This window comes from Craterilacuibacter sinensis, from assembly GCF_009831765.1.
GTDB lineage: Bacteria > Pseudomonadota > Gammaproteobacteria > Burkholderiales > Chromobacteriaceae > Craterilacuibacter > Craterilacuibacter sinensis.
The window spans coordinates 54,858-72,896 of record NZ_WSSB01000013.1; the positions used below are offsets into that span (position 1 = coordinate 54,858).

At 56.1% G+C, this 18,039-nt stretch carries 20 protein-coding genes; 12 read left to right on the forward strand and 8 right to left on the reverse strand.

The window, feature by feature from the left end; genetic code table 11:
- Position 1 precedes the first annotated feature (1 nt).
- The 12 genes from msbA (at position 2) to GQF02_RS13290 (ending at position 10,830) form a co-directional block, all read left to right on the forward strand.
- Positions 2–1,765: a lipid A export permease/ATP-binding protein MsbA gene (gene msbA / locus GQF02_RS13235; protein ID WP_160797768.1), complete on the forward strand. Its 1,764-nt coding sequence runs from the start codon at positions 2–4 to the stop codon at positions 1,763–1,765.
- Between the two features lie 2 nt (positions 1,766–1,767).
- The gene (locus GQF02_RS13240; RefSeq protein ID WP_160797769.1) at positions 1,768–2,553 is read left to right on the forward strand and encodes a glycosyltransferase family 2 protein; all 786 of its coding nucleotides are present in this window, start codon (positions 1,768–1,770) and stop codon (positions 2,551–2,553) included.
- Entirely contained in the window at positions 2,550–3,401 is an 852-nt protein-coding gene (locus tag GQF02_RS13245) for a glycosyltransferase family 2 protein (RefSeq protein ID WP_160797770.1), read from the forward strand. Before GQF02_RS13240 ends, GQF02_RS13245 begins: the two co-directional genes overlap by 4 nt.
- The gene (locus tag GQF02_RS13250; protein WP_160797771.1) at positions 3,398–4,459 is read left to right on the forward strand and encodes a glycosyltransferase family 4 protein; all 1,062 of its coding nucleotides are present in this window, start codon (positions 3,398–3,400) and stop codon (positions 4,457–4,459) included. Before GQF02_RS13245 ends, GQF02_RS13250 begins: the two co-directional genes overlap by 4 nt.
- On the forward strand, positions 4,446–5,438 hold the full coding sequence (locus GQF02_RS13255; RefSeq protein ID WP_160797772.1) for a glycosyltransferase: 993 nt from the start codon (positions 4,446–4,448) through the stop codon (positions 5,436–5,438). Before GQF02_RS13250 ends, GQF02_RS13255 begins: the two co-directional genes overlap by 14 nt.
- Positions 5,435–6,058 (forward strand): CatB-related O-acetyltransferase, encoded by a 624-nt coding sequence (locus GQF02_RS16170; RefSeq protein WP_160797773.1) that lies wholly within the window; start codon positions 5,435–5,437, stop codon positions 6,056–6,058. Before GQF02_RS13255 ends, GQF02_RS16170 begins: the two co-directional genes overlap by 4 nt.
- On the forward strand, positions 6,043–7,275 hold the full coding sequence (locus tag GQF02_RS13265) for an O-antigen ligase family protein (RefSeq protein WP_160797774.1): 1,233 nt from the start codon (positions 6,043–6,045) through the stop codon (positions 7,273–7,275). The genes GQF02_RS16170 and GQF02_RS13265 overlap by 16 nt, the downstream gene beginning before the upstream one ends.
- Before the next feature lie 263 nt (positions 7,276–7,538).
- On the forward strand, positions 7,539–7,997 hold the full coding sequence (locus GQF02_RS13270) for a type IV pilin protein (protein WP_160797819.1): 459 nt from the start codon (positions 7,539–7,541) through the stop codon (positions 7,995–7,997).
- A 7-nt stretch (positions 7,998–8,004) separates the two neighbouring features.
- The gene (locus tag GQF02_RS13275; RefSeq protein WP_160797775.1) at positions 8,005–8,577 is read left to right on the forward strand and encodes a GspH/FimT family pseudopilin; all 573 of its coding nucleotides are present in this window, start codon (positions 8,005–8,007) and stop codon (positions 8,575–8,577) included.
- Entirely contained in the window at positions 8,570–9,268 is a 699-nt protein-coding gene (locus tag GQF02_RS13280) for a hypothetical protein (RefSeq protein WP_160797777.1), read from the forward strand. Before GQF02_RS13275 ends, GQF02_RS13280 begins: the two co-directional genes overlap by 8 nt.
- Before the next feature lie 11 nt (positions 9,269–9,279).
- Positions 9,280–10,386: a polymer-forming cytoskeletal protein gene (locus GQF02_RS13285; protein ID WP_160797779.1), complete on the forward strand. Its 1,107-nt coding sequence runs from the start codon at positions 9,280–9,282 to the stop codon at positions 10,384–10,386.
- A gap of 9 nt (positions 10,387–10,395) precedes the next feature.
- Positions 10,396–10,830, forward strand: a complete 435-nt coding sequence (locus tag GQF02_RS13290; RefSeq protein ID WP_160797781.1) for a hypothetical protein — start codon at positions 10,396–10,398, stop codon at positions 10,828–10,830.
- Positions 10,831–10,893: 63 nt separating this feature from the next.
- On the opposite strand, the gene GQF02_RS13295 is transcribed toward GQF02_RS13290, so the two are convergent.
- The 8 genes from GQF02_RS13295 to GQF02_RS13330 form a co-directional block, all read right to left on the reverse strand.
- Positions 10,894–11,259 carry a type IV pilus assembly protein FimV gene (locus tag GQF02_RS13295; RefSeq protein WP_124735957.1) on the reverse strand — a complete coding sequence of 122 codons (366 nt, stop codon included), beginning with the start codon at positions 11,257–11,259 and terminating at the stop codon, positions 10,894–10,896.
- Between the two features lie 94 nt (positions 11,260–11,353).
- Positions 11,354–12,439 (reverse strand): 3-dehydroquinate synthase, encoded by a 1,086-nt coding sequence (aroB, locus tag GQF02_RS13300; RefSeq protein WP_160797783.1) that lies wholly within the window; start codon positions 12,437–12,439, stop codon positions 11,354–11,356.
- Complete coding sequence (locus GQF02_RS13305; RefSeq protein ID WP_160797785.1) at positions 12,426–12,992, reverse strand: shikimate kinase; 567 nt, start codon at positions 12,990–12,992, stop codon at positions 12,426–12,428. Before GQF02_RS13305 ends, aroB begins: the two co-directional genes overlap by 14 nt.
- A 32-nt stretch (positions 12,993–13,024) precedes the next feature.
- Positions 13,025–15,148: a type IV pilus secretin PilQ gene (gene pilQ, locus GQF02_RS13310; RefSeq protein WP_160797787.1), complete on the reverse strand. Its 2,124-nt coding sequence runs from the start codon at positions 15,146–15,148 to the stop codon at positions 13,025–13,027.
- Entirely contained in the window at positions 15,145–15,681 is a 537-nt protein-coding gene (locus GQF02_RS13315; RefSeq protein ID WP_328698624.1) for a pilus assembly protein PilP, read from the reverse strand. The genes pilQ and GQF02_RS13315 overlap by 4 nt, the downstream gene beginning before the upstream one ends.
- On the reverse strand, positions 15,678–16,316 hold the full coding sequence (locus tag GQF02_RS13320) for a type IV pilus inner membrane component PilO (protein WP_328698625.1): 639 nt from the start codon (positions 16,314–16,316) through the stop codon (positions 15,678–15,680). Before GQF02_RS13320 ends, GQF02_RS13315 begins: the two co-directional genes overlap by 4 nt.
- Positions 16,313–16,891: a PilN domain-containing protein gene (locus GQF02_RS13325; RefSeq protein ID WP_124735961.1), complete on the reverse strand. Its 579-nt coding sequence runs from the start codon at positions 16,889–16,891 to the stop codon at positions 16,313–16,315. The genes GQF02_RS13320 and GQF02_RS13325 overlap by 4 nt, the downstream gene beginning before the upstream one ends.
- Complete coding sequence (locus GQF02_RS13330; RefSeq protein WP_160797791.1) at positions 16,891–18,006, reverse strand: pilus assembly protein PilM; 1,116 nt, start codon at positions 18,004–18,006, stop codon at positions 16,891–16,893. The genes GQF02_RS13325 and GQF02_RS13330 overlap by 1 nt, the downstream gene beginning before the upstream one ends.
- Between the last annotated feature and the right edge of the window lie 33 nt (positions 18,007–18,039).

Genomic DNA, 18,039 nt, shown 5'->3' on the forward strand with positions numbered 1-18,039 from the left:
TATGATTCCAAACCAAGAAGTCGCTAGCCTGGCGTTGTACCGGCGCGTGATGGGGTATTTGCGCCCGCACTGGAAGGTCTTTGCCGTCTCGCTGCTGACCATGACTATTGCCGCGGCGACAGAGCCATTATTTGCCCGGCTGATGAAACCGCTGATTGATGGTGGCTTTGTTGACCGTGACCCGGCTGCCATTATCTGGACGCCGCTGGCGATCGTCGGGCTTTTTCTGGTGCGCGGCGTGGCCAGCTTTATCAACGAATACTCGTCAAGCTGGTTGTCCGGCCATCTGGTGCAAAGTCTGCGCGAGGAAATGTTCGCGCGCATGTTGCGCCTGCCGGTCAACTATTACGACCACCATCCCTCCGGCCGCATCCTGTCGCGGGTTGCCTTTGACGTGACCCAGGTCAGCGAGGCCGGTTTCAACGTCATCACGGTAACCGTCAAGGACGGGATTACCGTGATCGGCCTGCTGGGCCTGCTGCTCTATACCGACTGGAAGCTGACGCTGATCTGTCTGGCCGTCATGCCGGCCGTGTCTTTCTGCGTACGCTTTGTCAGCCGGCGTCTGCGTGGTTTGTCGCGCAAGAACCAGCAGGATATGGCCCAGTTGACGCAGGTGCTGAGCGAGAGCATAGACTGCCAGCGCGTGGTCAAGATCTACGGTGGTGAAGCTTACGAAGCGACGCGTTTTGGCCGCGCGGCAGAAGCAATACGCCACAACCTGGTCAAGGAGCGCTCGACCAGTGCAGCCAGCACTGGGGTGACCCAGCTGATCATTGCCTGTGCTTTGGCGGTCATCCTCTACTACGCCGGCGTGCAGGCGCAGGCCGGCCATTTCTCGGCTGGGGATTTCATGTCCTTCCTGACCGCCATGCTGATGCTGTTCGCGCCGATCAAACGCATTACCAGCATCAGCCAGACCGTGCAGAAGGGGCTGGCCGCCGCCGAAAGCGTGTTCAGCTTTCTTGATGAGCAAGGCGAGGCCGACCATGGCCGTGTGCGGCTGCAGGCGCCCAAGGGGGAGCTGGTGTTTGAGCGTGTGTCCTTTACCTATCCCGGCGCCGAGCGCCTGGCGCTGGATGGCGTCGAGCTGAGTGTGCGTGCCGGCGAAACGGTGGCGCTGGTCGGCTCCAGCGGCAGCGGCAAGACCACGCTGACCAGCCTGATCCCGCGCTTTTATGAGCCGGATGGCGGACGCATCCTGCTCGACGGCATTCCGCTGACCGAGATCTCGCTGGCCAGTCTGCGCGCGAATATCGCGCTGGTCAGCCAGGACGTGGTGCTGTTCAACGACAGCGTGGCCGCCAATATCGCCTATGGCCGGATCGGTGAAGTCAGTCTGGACGAAGTACGTGAGGCGGCGCGTGCTGCCAATGCGCTCGAATTTATCGAGGCGATGCCACAAGGCTTCGACACTATGATCGGTGAAAACGGTACCCGTTTGTCCGGTGGCCAGCGCCAGCGTCTGGCGATTGCGCGCGCCATCCTCAAGAACTCGCCGATCCTGATTCTGGACGAGGCAACCAGCGCGCTGGATACACAGTCGGAACGGCTGGTGCAGTCGGCGCTGGAGCGGCTGATGCAGGGACGTACTACGCTGGTGGTCGCGCACCGCCTGTCCACCATCGAAAATGCCGACCGTATCGTGGTGATGCACCAGGGACAGGTGGCCGAAGCCGGCCGCCATCAGGAGCTGCTGGCCCAAGACGGCATTTACAAAACGCTGCACCGTCTGCAATACCAGGCCGGCGGCGAACAAGGCTGAACATGCAAGCTGCTCATTCCGCTGCGCCCACGCTGGGTGTAGCCATTATTACCAAGAATGCCGGCGCCCATCTGGACAAGTGCCTGACGGCGCTGCGCCCCTGGGCCGACGATATCGTGTTGCTGGATTCGGGCAGCAGCGATGACACGCTGGTGATTGCGCGCGCGCATGGTGCACGGGTATTCGAAAACCGCGACTGGCCGGGTTTCGGCCCGCAGAAAAACCTGGCGATCAGCTACCTGGCTACCGACTGGGTGTTGTCGCTGGATGCGGACGAAGTGGTCAGCCCCGAACTGGCGGCGGCAATCGTGGCTGTGCTCTGCGCCCCGACTGCCGATGTCTACACCTTTTCCCGGCTGTCCAACTTCTGCGGGCGCTGGATGAAACACAGCGGCTGGCGCCCCGACCATATCCCGCGCCTGTTCCTCCGCGGGCAGGCCGAGTACTCGGCAGACCTGGTGCATGAACGGCTGCTGTTCACTGGCTCGGCACCATTGCTGGCCGGGGAACTGCTGCACTACTCGTTCGACAATCTGGACCAGGTGGTCGACAAGATGAACCGCTATTCGGCCGCCGGTGCCCTGCAGCGTTACCAGCGCGGCAAGCGTGGCGGCGGGATGGCCAGCGTGCTTGCCAAGACGTTGTGGTCTTTTATGCGTACTTATGTGTTACGGCGCGGCTTTCTGGACGGCCGTGAGGGCTTCATCCTGGCCGTCGCCAATGCCGAAGGGACTTACTATCGGCAGCTGAAATTGATGTATCTGGCTGAGAAGGGAGCGACCTCATGAAGGTGTCGGTGATTGTGACAACCTATAACCGGCCGGATGCCCTAGCGGCCGTGCTTGAGGGTTTTCTGCATCAGCAGGGGGTAGCAACTGCCGATTGGGAAGTCGTGGTCGCAGATGACGGCTCTGGCGAAGAGACCCGCCGTGTCGTCGCCAGCTATCAGGGCAAGATGGAAGGCCGTTTGCTGCATGCCTGGCAGGAAGATAAGGGGTTCAGAGCGGCCGAGGCCAGGAATCTGGCCGTGACGAAATCCACAGGCGATTACCTGATCTTTCTGGACGGGGATTGCATTCCTTGTTCTGATTTCATTCAAGAGCACATGAGGCTGGCCGAGGCTGGCTGGTTCATTGCCGGCAACCGGGTACTCATGTCCGCCCATTTCACCGAGCAGTACCTTGCAGGCTCAATCAAGCCGGTGACGAGTTGGTCCTTGTCCGACTGGTTGTGCTTTCGGAGTCGTAAAGAGATCAACAATGCGCTCGGATGGTTGCGGTTGGCCTTGCCCGGTTTCAGGAAGAAAAAACCAAAAGACTGGAAACTCTTCAGGACCTGCAATGCAGCCGTGTGGCGCAATGATTTTTATGCGGTCGATGGTTTTGATTGCACTTTTTCAGGCTGGGGTTATGAAGATTCCGACTTGGCAGTCCGTTTGCTGCGTCTTGGGGTGAAGATAAAGAATGGTCGCTTTGCCGTTCCTGTCTTGCATCTGTGGCATCACGAAAATGACCGTTCGCAACATGATGAAAACTGGGCGCGTTTTGAACACTCGCTGCACGGTCAGCATGTCTGGGCCGAGGCTGGACTCTCGGCACTAGGTGGAGAGGAAAAAGTGAATGGGAGAGGGAAATGATCCAGCCTGAAGGTATTAACCTAGTCTTTCATTCTATTCGTGCAGGCGGTGGCATGGAGCGTTATGTCCTCGATGTTATCGAAGAGTTGGCTCGCCGCGGGATCCGGGTTCGTGGTATCGCCAGGAAGACTCGTTGGCCGGGCATGTTACCGGCCGGGGTGGAACTGGTCGTGGTGCCGGATCGCACACCGTTCTCCCGGTTGAACAACTACCTGTTCGAGCAAAAAGCGTTGGATTATTGCCAGCCAGCGTGGCCGACGATAGGGATTTCCCGAGTTGTGGGCCGCGTGGATCTGGCTATCGTCGGTGGTACACATATCGGCCACCTCAAGGATAAGGGCAAGACCCGCTGGGGAGTGTTTGATCGCCTGACGGTCGCACACGAGCGGGGCCTTTACGCGAATGCCGGACATATCGTGGCGCATTCCGCACGTGTCCGCGATGAGATCACCAGCTTGTATACCGTTCCTGCTGGCAAGGTTAGCACTCTTTACCCGCCAGTTGATACCATTAAGTTCAATCTTGGCGCACGAGCATCACGCGAACGCGTCAGGAAGGAACTCGGCATCCGGGACGACCAGTTCATGCTGCTGTTTCCTTCCAATAATCACAAGCTAAAGGGAGCGGACCTGATCCTCGCGGCGATGGAGGGATACGGTGATCGTGTCGTTCTGGCGGTGGCCGGCAAAGCGCCGCTGGATGCTCCCGGCGTGCTCAATCTCGGCATGCGCCAGGATATGCCTGAACTCTATGGCGCTGCGGATGCGACGATTTTGGCTTCAAAATATGAGGCCTTTGGACTGGTTGGGCCGGAGTCTATTTTGTGTGGAACGCCCGCTATGCTGGCTTCCAATATTGGTGCGGTTGAAGCGTTGCGATCGCCGGGTCTAGTAGTGTTCGAGCGATCCATCGTTTCACTGCGGGCCGCAATGAAGTTGCTGCAGGGAAATTCTTCCTCTGTAGCGATTACCAAACCTAGTGATTCTATTGTTTATCCCTATAGTTTAGAGGCGCATGTGGATGCTTTGTTGTTGAAGGTGGCTCATGGTTTTCACTGACACAAATGAAAATATGCCGTTAGCTAGCATTATTTTAGTGACATACAATCAAGTCGCTTATGTACAAGAGGCCTTGCTGTCTGTTGCCGGACAGACCTATGGAAATCTGGAGATTGTCGTTTCTGATGATGCCTCGACTGATGGGACATTTGACCTGATTCTTGAGTTTTGTGAACAGTATGATGGTCCGCATACATTCATTATAAATAGGAACGATGTCAATCTTGGCGTTGGAGGTAATTATGCAAAGGCTGTATCGCTAAGCCATGGTGAATTGGTCTTCGTAGCTGGGGGCGACGATGTTTCTTTACCTAGCCGTGTTGCACTAGTAGTCAATTTTTGGCTGGAGACAGGTAGGAAATTTGACTTGATTGCGTGTCATTTGATCGATATGTCTGTAGACGGAACTTGTTTGGGTGAGATCAAGGTTTCAAATCTTTCTGCATATACATCACTAAATGATTGGGTCGATAATCCTCCCCATGTCATTGGTGCCGCTCAGGCTTGGACACGCCGTTTGTATGACCTCTTTGGAGGCTTGCCTAAGGGCGTGGTTGGAGAAGATTTTATTCTGTCGTTCCGTGCAATCTCACAGGGAAGAGCAGTGACGCTACCTCAGCCAGTTGTTTATTACCGCCGTGGCGGTTTGACTAATAAGCAAAAGGCTATGAGTGCACAGCAAGTCATTGCGGGTCTGTCGAAGAAAACTAAGAGTAGTTTTTTGGAGTGGTCATTATTGCTTGGGGATGCAGAAGCCTCTGGTGCGAGCGAGAGAGTGATGTCTTATCTTCGGCTGCATCAGCAAAGGGAGATCTGTATCGAAGAAATGTTGCTTAACAATCGCCCGTGGAGGGCATTGTTTGGGTGTCGAGAGGTCGATCTTGCCTTTCGGCTTAGGGTATTCGTTTATGCGGTCTGTCCAGAGCTTCTAGCACCTTTATTTTTCTTCAAACGTATCAAGTACACAGGGCAGGCATGACGATGCGTTTGCTAAAAAAAATAGAAAGATATTTCAAACTGAGGGCAATCCGCCGGATGCCCGCATATCAGCGTGGATCCGCACGCTTCAAGTTGGAATATGGAGAGCGCTACGAGTACGGCTTTGCCAGCTACGGGCTTCCAATCGTGGAGGACTGGAATCAAGGTACGACGCTGAAAATAGGATCGTTTTGCTCTATTGCTCAGGGCGTTCGTATACTGCTCGGTGGTGGACATCGTTTGGACTCGGTATCAACCTACCCATTTCCTTTGATGTTTTTAGATGGAGTTGGGGGCGGGTCTTGCCAGACCAGTAAGGGCGATGTTCTGATCGGTAGCGATGTATGGATCGGAATGGATGCACTGATCCTTTCTGGTGTGGTTATTGGCCATGGTGCAGTTATAGCTGCAGGCTCTGTGGTCAGTAAAAATGTTCCGCCATTTTCAGTCGTAGCAGGAAATCCAGCTAGGGTCGTCAAGTATCGTTTTGATGATGAAACAATAGCAGCATTGCTGGAAACCGAATGGTGGAAGGCTGATCAAGCGTGGTTGCTTAAAAATATTAATATGTTGTCTTCTGTCAATATCAAAGATTGGTTGGTGTTGTGTTCTTTCCGATAAGGTTTTCGAGTATCAGGCTGGAGCAGTTTGCTCTTGGTATCGTTCTTCTTTACCCGATTATGGCTGTGGGTTATCTGCCTTTTGGTGGAGGAATTCGTTATTATAGCGTATTGCTGCCCGTGGCAATGTTGCTGATGTTCTTTGCATTGCGGCGATTGCACGAATTTTCCACAATAAGCTTGCTGGCTGATGTAATGGCTTTTATGAAGCCATTTCTGCCATTTTGTCTGGCTCTTTTGGTTGTTGGTGTCTTTCATGGCTATCTTGATTTCTTTATAAATATCACGCGGGCGGTTTTTTATGCGGCTTTACTTTATGCTTTGCTGCTCCGGATGGATTTTAATAGTAGGAGTCTTTTTTTTGCGCCGGCATTGGCTTGTTTTATGTATGCGATGGTTGCAATTTTTGAAGTGTTTATCCAGGGAAGAGGGCGGGCCTTCGGCTTGGTGTATGAGAATACATTCGGCCAGTTTTCCGTGTTATGCGCAGGTATTTCTTTGCTGGCTGCACTTAGCAAGTGTTTTGACAGAAAAGAACAGGTGTTTCTTTTTGTTTCGTTTGCGGCTGGCATGCTAGCTGCTGTTCTTTCAGGTTCTCGAGGGGCTATTTTACCTTTGATGGGTGTTTTTTGTGTTTTGATGTTTACCACTAGAGCAGCGCGATTGTTTTCGGTTTTTTTATTTTTATCAGCATCCGTGTTTTTATACTTTGACTTTTTTGGGTTTTTTACAAGAATACTTTTGTCTGTAGATGAGGTTAGGTCGTATTTTTTGACTGGACATATTGTAGATTCTTCTGTTGGTATTCGGCTTGAATTGTGGCGAATCGCATTCTATGTTTTGCTGAATTCTGGCTGGATGGGTTTGGGTGCTATGCCGTTTGAGGGTATTTCAAATATTTATCCAGATTTGAAGACTAGTGCTGATTATATGAATTATTATTTTGGGTTGAGCGGTACTTTATCTCCGTGGTTATTTCATGGTGATATCCCTCAGATTATGGTCTTTGGTGGGTGGGTTGTTCTGGTAGGTTTTTTGGTTTCTATGGTTTTGGTAATCCGTTTTTCTTATGTTAGTAATTTTGCGCTGTGGGTAGTGTGGTGTGGTATGGTTTGGGGGGGGGCTGAATTGTTTGTGTTTAATAGAATTTCATTTGGTTTGGTGCTCGTGGTTGTTGCTTTGTTTTGTGCAGATAAGCATGGTCGCGGTAGATTATGATTAGGTTTTTTAGGTTAGATTGTCTTTGTTAATGGGTGGCTGTGTTCATTAACAAAGGCATGCGGAAGTCGTTTGGATTTAGAATGCCTCTGGCAGATTTTACCGAGTTGCTGAGCAACGCATACCCGGACGGGCGGAGGATTTTAATCGTTGCACTTGTTCTTTGAAACTGCTCTCTAATGGTCTAGTCTGACTCAGCAGACCATTTCATTGACGGCGGCCGGCTTTTCGGTCGCCGTTTTCTTTGCCCAGGAGGCTATGCCATGCGTCCCTTTCATGCCGGTTTTTCGCTGGTCGAGTTGATGAGCGCGCTGCTGGTGATGGCGATTCTGGCGACGGTGGCTTATCCCGCTTACCGTGATTATGTATTGCAGGCACGGCGTGCTGACGGGCGTACGGCCTTGTTGGGGTTGGCGCTGGCGCAAGAGCGTTTTCGTGCCTCCTGTCCTTTCTATGCGCAGCATCTGGGCGTAGTTTCAAGTTGTGGTGCCAGTGCCGCTTTGTCTACGCTGGCTTTTTCTGCGCTATCCCCCGAGGGCTATTACGCCATTTCGTTGCTGCCCGATAGTGCCGCTAGTACCACGTATCTTGCCGAGGCCGCTGCCACGGACAAGGGCGGTCAGGGGGCAGATAGCGTCTGCCCGGCTAGCGTGTTTCGCTTGAATGAAAACGGGCCGGATATGTCGTCTGCTGCCAGGCGTGTCTGTTGGGGTGCGGGGTGAGCTTGCCATGTACCGGCTTCGCGTGCTGCGTGCATGGTCTTTGCTGGAGATGCTGTTGGTGCTGGCGGTATTGGGCATCTTGCTGACTGTGGCTTTGCCTCATCTCTCGCTCTGGGTCGAGCGCCAGCGCCTGATTGCCGCTACCGAACTGGTTTATCGCCAGTTACAGTTTGTACGCATGGAGGCGCTCAAACAGTCGCGTCCGATGTATATGCGCTTTATCGCCGGTGCGGCCGGGCAATGGCATTTTGCCGCCAGTGATGTGCCGGGTTGTGATCCCAGCGGACAGGATGCCGGTAAGGTTTGCACCATCGCGGCGGCAGATGGTGGTGCGCTCTCGGTTGCCGTGTTTCATGGTCGCGATTACCCGGGTGTGCAGTTGCTGGTAAGCGGCTTTAGCGGCAACGAAGCGCGCTTCGAGCCGGTGCGCGGGGTGGCGGATAACGGGCGGGTGACTTTGCTGTCCACGAGCGGTCTGGAGACGCGGGTGCTGGTCAGTGTTCTGGGGCGTATCCGCATCTGTTCGCCGGCCGGTGCGACACAGCTCGCGCCTTACCCTGATGCCGGCTGCCATGCGTAGCGTACGCGGCTTTTCCCTGCTGGATCTGATGCTGGGCATCACCCTGGCGTTGATCATATTGGCCAGTGCCGGGGCTTTGTATGTGGCACATGTGCGTAGCAGCAGTACGACGCTCAAGACCTTGCGTTTGAATGCCGACCTGCAGGCGATGATGGATGTGATGACGGCAGAGCTGCGTCGCGCCGGCTATTGGCATGTGGTGGCGGCCAGTGCACCGTTGGCTAATCCTTTTTCTTCCGGTATGGATAATCTGGATACGGCGACACCGGCTTGTGTGCGCTACAGCTATGACCGCGATAGCGATGGCCAGATCAGCGCAGATGAGCGTCTGGGTTTCAAGCTGCAAACCGTTGCCGGCGTGAAGAGTCTGCGTATGAAAACCAGCGGCCCGGCCTCACTGCTGTGCAGCAGTGGTAACTGGGAAAGCCTGTCCGATGGCGCACTTATAGCGGTGGATACGTTGCTGTTTGATGTGTCCGCCAGCAAGTGTGTGAATGTGACCCGGGCGCAGCGTACGGACAGTGGCGGTTGTACGGCGCTATTGGCCAGCGCACAAAGCGGTGACCGCGTGGTCGAGGTACGTCTGCTCAAGGTCCGGCTGGGTGCTTATCTGCTGGCCGATCCGTCTATCCGCCAGCAGCTGGAGAGTTCGGTACAGCTACGTAACCTGCGGGTTTTCTCCGCACCTTAGGAGTACGGGTCGTGCGCGATGGTCGTAATGCCCGGCGTCAGGGCGGTATGCTTACCTTGGGCTTGGTGCTGGTCTTGTTGATGGCGGTGGCACTGATGACGGTCTATGCCGCCCGAACATCCCTGCTCGAACTCAAGTTGTCCGGCAGCAGTTACCGTGCCAAGCAGGCGCTGGAGGCGGCCGAGGCGGGATTGCATTATGGCGTGGCTTATTATCTTGCCGGCGGAGCCGATCATGATGGTGATGGGCAGCTGGACACGGATGTTAGTGGAGTTCTGGCGCGCGGTCAGTTGGGTGGGCCGCGCTGGCAGGTGCAGTTTTGCGATGCCGCCAGCCTGGGCCCGGCTTGTGTGCTACCGGTCGCAGCGCCTGCCAGACTGCGCATTATGGCGACCGGCTTTAGCGATGATGGCAGCGCGCGGCGGGTGGTGAGCCAGCTGGTGATGGCCGATCCGGTATTGCTGGCCGTGCCGGAGGCGACATTGCTTGCACGGCGCTTGGATAGTGCGTCGGGTGGCAGTCTGGAGGTGATCAATAATCAGACCCCGCTGACGATCAGAAGTGGCACCTTGCCGATGCAGTCGTTTAGCACGCGCATTGCCCGCGACGGTTTGCTGGATCAGGCCGGCTCGACTAATGCCAGCTTTGGCAGTGATGTTCAGCTGGCTGATGTGGCTCTGGCTGCGCTATCCGACGAGGCGTTTTTTCGTTCGTTTTTTGCCTTGGGCTGGGATGCGTTGAAGGCCTCTGCCGATATTCATCTCACCGGCCACCAGCCTTTTCCTGAGGAAGACATGGGCGGTAAAGTGGTATTGCTGTCGGCGCTGGATAGTCAGCCGTACACCCGTTTGCCGGTCCGCTTGGGTAATCCAGCTGCGCCGGTGATTTTGCTGGTGGATGGCGAACTGGAGCTGGCGGCAGGGAGTGTCGTGTTTGGTGTGGTTTATGCGCGCAAACTGTCCAGCCATGATGGTGCCAAGGTGCAGGGTGCCTTGCTGCTGGAGGCGCTGGGCCAGATCGAGGGCACGCTGCAGCTGGAATACGACGCGGCCCTGCTGGCCAAGGCGCAAAGCCTGCGTCAGGAGTCTGTGCTCGCCAGCAGTTGGCGTGACTGGTAGGGAGAATCTATGCGCATGGTGCGGCACGGCTATATTTTGCTGGAGGCGCTGATTGCCTTATTGCTGTTGGCAGTGGGATTGTTGGCGGGCTTGCGTCTGGCTAGCGCTACGCTGGCCAGTAGTGCCGAAGCCAAGGCGCATGCCTTTGCCCAGTATTATGCCGCGGATAAACTCGAGTCTTTGCGCGCCTTAATTGCCGCCGGGGAATACCAGCGCACCGCCTGTCCGGGAGCCGGCTCTTTATTGGTCAGCAGTGAAGCGCCGGAACAAACAACCGTGCAAGGCACGATTTTCAGTCGTAGCTGGCAGGTGACGCCGCAATGTACACCGTCCTACCGGGTGCTGAGAGTCGAGGTGACGTGGCAGGATAAAGCCGGCCCGCATCGGGTAGAGCTGGCAAGCCTGCTGACATGGAGTGATCCGGCGCGTGTGCGCGAGCGGTAGTGGTGGAGGCGCAAGAAAAAAAACGCCACACTGAGTGGCGTTTTCATTTTGTACGGCGATCGCTTACTGGTATAGCGGGTTATGCGGGTCGATGGCCATGCCGTTTTTACGCACGGTATTCCACACCGGATAGGTATGCAGTTCATCGCGTAAGGTGGCGGCAAGGCTGGAGTAATCCTTGACGTTGCGTTGGTAAGAGTAAGCGCGCAACAGTGCCACTTTGGCAGCGGTATTGCTTGGCTCATGCTTCATGGTATCGCGCAGAACCATGATGGCATCGTCGATACGGCCATAGTGCAGAAAAACTTCCGCTTCACCTATGGGGTCGATACCGCGCTTGCGCGGAGGAACATAGCTCAGTTGGCGCCAAAGTTTGCGAGCGCTGTTGATGCTTGCCTGGCCTGCCAGTCCTGCAATTGCCGTAAACATCTTATTCCCCTTACCTGATGATGGCTAAGGCAAGATTACCAGCAGGAAAGAGAGGGCTCAATGCACGGTTGTATTAATTTCGCGATTTAGGGAACTATTGTTGTATAAAGCGACCAGTTAGTATTTCATTTAGCATATTGTCTGACAGGGTAGCGAGTTTTGAGTGGCCTATTGCGCCCATTAATACAAAGCGAGTGCTACCATTCTCTGATTTTTTATCGTGTGCCATCAAGGACTTCCAGCGCGCCAAGCCCAGATTCGGTGCCAGGGTAGGCAGCTTTGCCGCTTGCAGCAAGGCATGGATACGCTGCACATCTTGCTCGCTTAAATCGCCTGACAAACGCGATGCCTCGGCCGCCAGCAGCATGCCTGCCGCGACGGCTTCGCCGTGTAGCCAGATGCCGAATCCCAGCCCTGCTTCGATGGCGTGGCCGAAGGTATGTCCCAGATTGAGCAGGGCGCGGATACCGGCTTCTTTTTCATCCTGACCGACAATTTCGGCCTTCATGCGACAGCAATGTTCGACGGTGTAGGCCAGTACGGTTTTGTCGCGCGCGAGTAGTGCTGGCATTTGCGCTTCCAGGTAAGCAAAAAATGCGGCATCACCCAGCAGACCGTATTTGATCACTTCGGCAAGCCCGGCGGATAACTCGCGATCGGGCAGGGTATCCAGCAGATCCATATCGGCGATCACCGCACGCGGCTGGTAGAAAGCGCCGATCATGTTTTTGCCGTGCGGATGATTGATGGCGGTCTTGCCGCCGACCGAAGAGTCGACCTGTGCCAATAGCGTTGTCGGGATCTGGATAAAGGGCACGCCGCGCTGGTAGCAGGCTGCGGCAAAGCCGGTCATATCGCCGATCACCCCCCCCCCTAGCGCAATCAGCGTGGTTTTGCGCTCGCAGCCTTGCTCCAGCAGTACATCAAAAATCCGGTTCAGCGTTTCCCAGGTTTTGAAGTCCTCGCCATCGGGTAGCACGATATCTAGCGTGCGAATGCCTTGCGCGCCGAGCGCCGCTTTAAGCCGGGCCAGGTACAGCGGGGCGACCGTGGTGTTGCTGACGATGACGGCCTTGTTTTGTGGCAGGTGGGCGGCGATCAGCTCGCCCCTGTCCAGCAGACCCTGGCCGATATGGATAGGGTAGCGCGTGTCGGGCAGTACGAGGTCAAGGGTTTTCATGCTTGGACGCTTCCGGAGGTGGGCCCTGGAGGCGGGCGAGCCGCTCCTCCAGCTGGCAAACCAGCAGATTGACATTCTGCTGGCTGGTATCGATCACGATGTCGGCAATTTCGCGGTATAGCGGGTCGCGTTCGGTAAACAGTGCCTCCAGCTTGGCGCGCGGATCTGCTGTTTGCAGCAGCGGGCGATTGGTACAGTGCTGGGTGCGGGTCAGGATGTCATCTATGCTGGCGCGCAGATAGATCACGGTGCCATGGCGTGCCAGCAACTGGCGGTTGAGCGGGCTGAGGATGGCACCGCCGCCGGTGCCCAGCACGATATCCTGCTGCTGCACCAGTTCGGTGATGACTTGGGTTTCGCGCTCGCGAAAACGCCGCTCCCCCTCGATATCGAAAATGGTCGCAATGCGCACCCCTGTGCGCTGCTCGATCTCGTAATCCGAGTCATAGAAGGTCTTGCCGCTGCGCCTTGCCAACGCGCGTCCGACGGTAGTCTTGCCGGCCCCCATCAGGCCGACCAGGAATAAGTTGCCAGCCAGTTTCATGGTGGGCATTGTATCGGATGTCATTGTGTGCTGTCGCCGCTTCAGCGGATCAAAGTTTCGCTTTCCACGATGCGTGGCGTGATGAACACCAGAAGCTCACGGCGATCGTTTTTGCGCGAGTTGCTGCGGAACAGATGGCCGAGTACCGGGATATCGCCCAATAGCGGGACCTTGCTGACCGTATCGCTCTCGTCCTGGATGTAGATGCCGCCGATTACCACGGTATTGCCATCTCCGATGCGCACCTGAGTCTTGACCTCACGCTTGTCGATGGACGGTTCGCCATTCACCGATTTCAGGAAGTTGGCCGCATCCTTGTTGACCTGAACATCGAGAATGATGTCGTTGTCCGGCGTGATTTGCGGCGTTACGTCCAGCACCAGATTGGCTTCCTTGAACGAGGTGGTCGTGCCTTGGTCGCCGCTGTTGGACTGGTAAGGAATCTCGATACCTTCCTTGATGATGGCCTTGGTACGGTCGGCGGTCAGCACGCGCGGGCTGGATACGATCTTGCCTTTGCCTTGGGTCTGCATGGCTTGCAGTTCCAAACCGATAATGGAGCTGGCACCCTTGAAAATGATTCCTACATTGCCGCCGGTTAAGCCGGACGGAAGGTTGATATTGGGGGTCGTTGGCAGCGTTGCAGGGCCGCCTGGCAGCGGCGTACCTCCCGCTGGACCGTAGCCAGAACCGACCGATGTATCACCTCCGACTTTGGCAAAACCCAGCTTCACACCCAGATCGCGCTGGAAAGTGTCGCTGACCTCGACGATGCGCGCCTCGATCAGTACCTGCTTGGATGGTTTGTCGATAATCGCCAGTACCGCACGGATCTCGTCCAGTACCGGAGGTTTTTCGCGCACGACCAACTGGTTGGTCTTGGCGTCGGCGTAGGCGGATGCTCGCAGGCCGTTATTGTTGCCGGTATTGTTCGTGCTCGTGGATCCCTTGTTCTTGCTGTCGATATCCACCAGACCGGCAATGGCGCTCATGACTTCTTCCACTGTTCGGTACTTGATCTGGAAGACTTCGGTGATCAGGGGCTCTTGCAAGGTGGTCGCTTCCTTGGCTTCGGCCGCCTGTTTGGCCAGCGCAATCATGTCGGCTTGTGGTGCGATACGGATCACATTGCCGACCTGACGCTTGGCCAGCCCTTTTTGCTGCAAGACGATATCCAGCGCCTGATCCCACGGTACGTCTTTCAGGCGCAATGTCATGGTGCCGGTGACGGTGTCGCCGGTGACCAGATTGAAGCCGGCAAACTCGGCCAGTGTCTGCAGCAAGGCACGTACTTCGACGTTCTGGAAGTTCAGCGACAGCTTTTCGCCTTTGTAGATGGTCTTGCCCAGTGCCATCAGTGCGGCATTGGCCTGCTCGGTCGAAATCTTGCGCACTTCCACGACCAGTTGCTGATTGGCCTGATAGGAGGAAAACTCCCACTCTCCCGCGTTTTGCAAGACGACGCGGCTGCCCTTGCCCTGATTGCTGGCATCGATACTCTGTACCGGAGTACCGAAGTCGGTGACATCCAGCCGTCGCTCCAGCCGGCGCGGTAGCGGTGCACTCAGATTGATGATGAGGCTTTTGCCGCTGCGGCTGACATCGGTGGCGCTGCTGGCGTTAGGCAGATCGATCACTACCCGGCCCGAAGCATCGCTGCCACGGCGAAAATCCACCAGGCTGATATCGCTGCCCGAAATGTTGGCAACGTAGGCGGGAGTCGTGGCCACTGGCACGCTGCTGGCGGGCGTCGTGATGCTGGCTGGTTGTACACGCTGCTGCACATTGCCCAGTGTGACCAGAATGCGGTTGCCTTCCACCCGGGTCTGGTAGGGGCTGTTTTTGGCTAGCGACAGGATGACGCGGCTACGCTCGCCTGCCGCAACAATGGTCGCGTTATTGAGCAAGGGGCCGGGCAGGGCCAGTTGTGTTTTGGCAAGACTGCTGCCCGTGTCGATAAAGTCGAAGGCAATGCGTGGAGGATTGGACAGCGCAAAGCTCTTGGGTAACAGGGCAGGCTTGGCCAGCGTGATCGCCAGTACCTGCTGGTCGCCGTTGCCAGGCAAGGTTTCGATCTTGGTAATGCTATTGCCGGCTGCCCATACCAGGTTGGAGGAGATAAGCAGGCTGCCCGCCAGCATGGTCAGTTGTCTTGTTGTTTTCATTTACTTTGCCCTTGTTCATCTGCCAGCAGAATATCGGTTTCGCGTTTGACCCATTCGCCGTTGCTTTCTTCTACAGTCTCGACCAGCTTGATCTGTGCATCGAGTACGGCCGTCACCCTGCCGTAATTGGTACCGATAAAGCTGCCGGCTCGCACCGGATACACCATGCCGTCCGGTGTCTGGATCAGACCGTGGCGTATACCCTTGATCTGCAGGCTGCCGACCATTTTCAGTTGTTCCAGCCCATACTTTTCCAGCGGGTCGCGCGGGCGTTTGAAGTCGGGTGCATTGGCACTATTCTGGCTGCCCGCCGTCTTGAATCTGTTCGCGTCAAATGGCGACAGCAGGCCGAAACCGGTGTAGTCAATCGTGGTAGCCATGGCGTTTAGTTGCGGAATCGGTTCAACCTTGCCGACCAAACCGTGGCCTTGCTGCTGCATCCAGCTATCGATATCGTCGGATGCTGTTGTGCAGCCGGCCAGTAACAGTGGCCATAGCAGCCGGGAAAGCGTGGTTTTCATGGCTGTGCTCACTTTCCCTTCTCCTTGGTGCTGGCTGTCGCCGCGGCGCGTTCGGCGGGTTCCAGCGTGCGGTAGGTCTTGGCCGTTGCCTGCAGGGTGAGGCGGCCATCTTTGCCGGCCGCCGGGGTCAGCGAAATATCACTGATGGTGACAATGCGCGACATGCGGGCAACATCCGACACGAAAGTGGCCAGATCATTGTAAGTACCATTCAGACGCAGCTCGATCGGCAGCTCGGCCAACTCGGCGCCGCGGATTTCCTGGCCGGGGCGGAATAGTTCGAATTGCAGGCCGCGACCCACGCCCGCCTGGTTGATTTCTGCCAGTACGGACGCCATTTCTGCTTTGGTTGGCAGCTGGCGGATCAGGCTGCCAAAGCTTTTTTCTATCTCTTTGAGCTGGGCTTGTAGTGCTTCCAGATTGGCCAACTGGCGGCGTTGGTCGATATATTGAGTTTTCAGCTCGGCTTCGCGCGCTTCGGCGGCAGCAATTTCATCGCGTTGCGGGCCCAGAACCACAAAATAACCGGCCAGCAGAATAAATATGGCCATTACGCCCAGCGTGATCAGCTGGGAGCGTAGCGGCCAGTTCTGGATGTCGTTGAAGTCGAGGTTGCGCAGCTCGTCCAGATTGATATTCAGGTTCACTGTGGTGCTCCTGTCTTGTGGGCTTCTTGATCGCCTTGTGTTTGCAGCGCCATCGTCAGGCTGAATTCGCTGGCGCGCAGATTGCCAAGCGCGGCGGCTTTCACTTCTATCAGTACCGGATTAATGAACAGGCCGGAGTCGGATAAAGTGCCCATATAGTTGGAAACGCGAGCGCCGGATTGTGCGTAGCCGGACAGGGTGATGGTGTTGCCGGTTTGTTTGAAATCTTTGAGATAAACCCCTTCCGGCATAAAGCGGATCAGGTCATCAAACAGGCGCACCGCCTGCGAGCGGCCATTTTGCAGCTGGGCGGCCTGGTCTTTGCGCGCAAGCAAAGCGGCGCGCTGTTGGCGCAACTCGGTGATCTTGCCCAGTTTGACGCTCAGTTCGGCAATGGCACTATCCAGACGCTGGTTGCGGGACAATTGGCTGTCCAGTGCATGGCTTTGCAGGGCATAGCCGGCGGCCAGCAGCAAGGCGCTACCGGCAATGGCCAGTGCCAGCATGTTCTGGAAGCGGCGTCTGTGATCCGCGCGCCGCATTTCCCGGTAAGGGAGCAGGTTGATGCGTATCATCAGTCGAATTTCCTTAGTGCAAGACCACAGGCAACCAGCAGGGCAGGCGCATCCAGCAACAGATCTTTAATCGGAATGCCGGGGGCTTGGGTCATGGTGGTGAAGGGGTTGGCGATCATGGTGCTGATCTGGGTGCGCAGGGCAACGGCGTCATCCAGACCTAGCAGCATGCTGCTGCCGCCGGCGAGCAGGATGTAGTCGACGCGCAGATATTGCGACACACTGACCGTGGTGTAGAAGAATTGCAGCGCGCGCTGGATCTCTTGTGATAAAGAGTCGACAAAGGGCTGCAGCAGTTCGGATTCATAGCCTTCGGGCAAGAGCATGCTGCGCTTGCCTTTTTCCGCCTCTTCATGGGTCATGCCGTAGCGGCGCTGGATTTCACGTGTCAGCTGGGTGCCGCCGAACGCCTGTTCGCGGTAATACAACTGCTGGCCGTTGCGGATCACGGAGCAGTGGATCTTGGTGGCGCCGATATCAAACAGGGCAAAGGTTTGGTTGAAGCCCTGATCAGGCAGCTGCATTTGCAACTGCTCGAACGCGGTCAGCATGGCAAAGGCTTCGACGTCCATAATGGCCGTTGTGAACCCGGCCATTTCACCGATGGCCAGGCGCTCTTCGACCTTTTCTTTGCGCGAGGCACATATCAATATCTCCAGATCGTCGGCATGGGTTGGTGCGGGGCCCAGTACCTGGAAGTCGAGATTGACCTCATCCAGCGGGAAGGGGATGTATTGGCTGGCTTCACTTTCGACCTGAAATTCCAGATCCGTTTTGTCCTGACCGGCCGGCACCAGTATTTTTTTGTAAATTGCCATGGTCGTGGGCAGAGCCATGGCAACCCGGCTGCAGTGGCTACCCAGTCGTGCGCGCGCACGGCGCAGAGCGTCAGCGACCGCTTCGATGTCATTGATGTTGCCTTCGTTCATCGCGTCCTTTGGCAGGGGCTCGATGACGTAGCGTTCCAGCAGGAGGTTTTTGCCCTGGCGGCCGATTTCGACCATCTTGATAGCGCTTGAACTGATATCCAGTCCGATCAGGCTGTCTGCTGTCTGGCGGCGTCCCGCTAGCAGACTGCTCAAGGATTTGGGTAATTCCAGTTTGCCACCCAGCATGTCGTTATCGGCTCTTTCCTTAGGATATGGAAA

What these genes read in the sequence shown, in the direction of transcription:
- GQF02_RS13240 (WP_160797769.1), top strand. Translation starts at nt 1,768, where the DNA reads ATGCAAGCTGCTCATTCCGCTGCGCCCACGCTGGGTGTAGCCATTATT.
- GQF02_RS13245 (WP_160797770.1), top strand. Translation starts at nt 2,550, where the DNA reads ATGAAGGTGTCGGTGATTGTGACAACCTATAACCGGCCGGATGCCCTA.
- GQF02_RS13330 (WP_160797791.1), bottom strand. Translation starts at nt 18,006, where the DNA reads ATGCTGGGTGGCAAACTGGAATTACCCAAATCCTTGAGCAGTCTGCTA.
- aroB (WP_160797783.1), bottom strand. Translation starts at nt 12,439, where the DNA reads ATGAAAACCCTTGACCTCGTACTGCCCGACACGCGCTACCCTATCCAT.
- GQF02_RS16170 (WP_160797773.1), top strand. Translation starts at nt 5,435, where the DNA reads ATGACGATGCGTTTGCTAAAAAAAATAGAAAGATATTTCAAACTGAGG.
- GQF02_RS13295 (WP_124735957.1), bottom strand. Translation starts at nt 11,259, where the DNA reads ATGTTTACGGCAATTGCAGGACTGGCAGGCCAGGCAAGCATCAACAGC.
- msbA (WP_160797768.1), top strand. Translation starts at nt 2, where the DNA reads ATGATTCCAAACCAAGAAGTCGCTAGCCTGGCGTTGTACCGGCGCGTG.
- GQF02_RS13305 (WP_160797785.1), bottom strand. Translation starts at nt 12,992, where the DNA reads ATGCCCACCATGAAACTGGCTGGCAACTTATTCCTGGTCGGCCTGATG.
- GQF02_RS13325 (WP_124735961.1), bottom strand. Translation starts at nt 16,891, where the DNA reads ATGATACGCATCAACCTGCTCCCTTACCGGGAAATGCGGCGCGCGGAT.
- GQF02_RS13255 (WP_160797772.1), top strand. Translation starts at nt 4,446, where the DNA reads ATGGTTTTCACTGACACAAATGAAAATATGCCGTTAGCTAGCATTATT.
- GQF02_RS13270 (WP_160797819.1), top strand. Translation starts at nt 7,539, where the DNA reads ATGCGTCCCTTTCATGCCGGTTTTTCGCTGGTCGAGTTGATGAGCGCG.
- GQF02_RS13290 (WP_160797781.1), top strand. Translation starts at nt 10,396, where the DNA reads ATGCGCATGGTGCGGCACGGCTATATTTTGCTGGAGGCGCTGATTGCC.
- GQF02_RS13250 (WP_160797771.1), top strand. Translation starts at nt 3,398, where the DNA reads ATGATCCAGCCTGAAGGTATTAACCTAGTCTTTCATTCTATTCGTGCA.
- pilQ (WP_160797787.1), bottom strand. Translation starts at nt 15,148, where the DNA reads ATGAAAACAACAAGACAACTGACCATGCTGGCGGGCAGCCTGCTTATC.
- GQF02_RS13275 (WP_160797775.1), top strand. Translation starts at nt 8,005, where the DNA reads ATGTACCGGCTTCGCGTGCTGCGTGCATGGTCTTTGCTGGAGATGCTG.
- GQF02_RS13280 (WP_160797777.1), top strand. Translation starts at nt 8,570, where the DNA reads ATGCGTAGCGTACGCGGCTTTTCCCTGCTGGATCTGATGCTGGGCATC.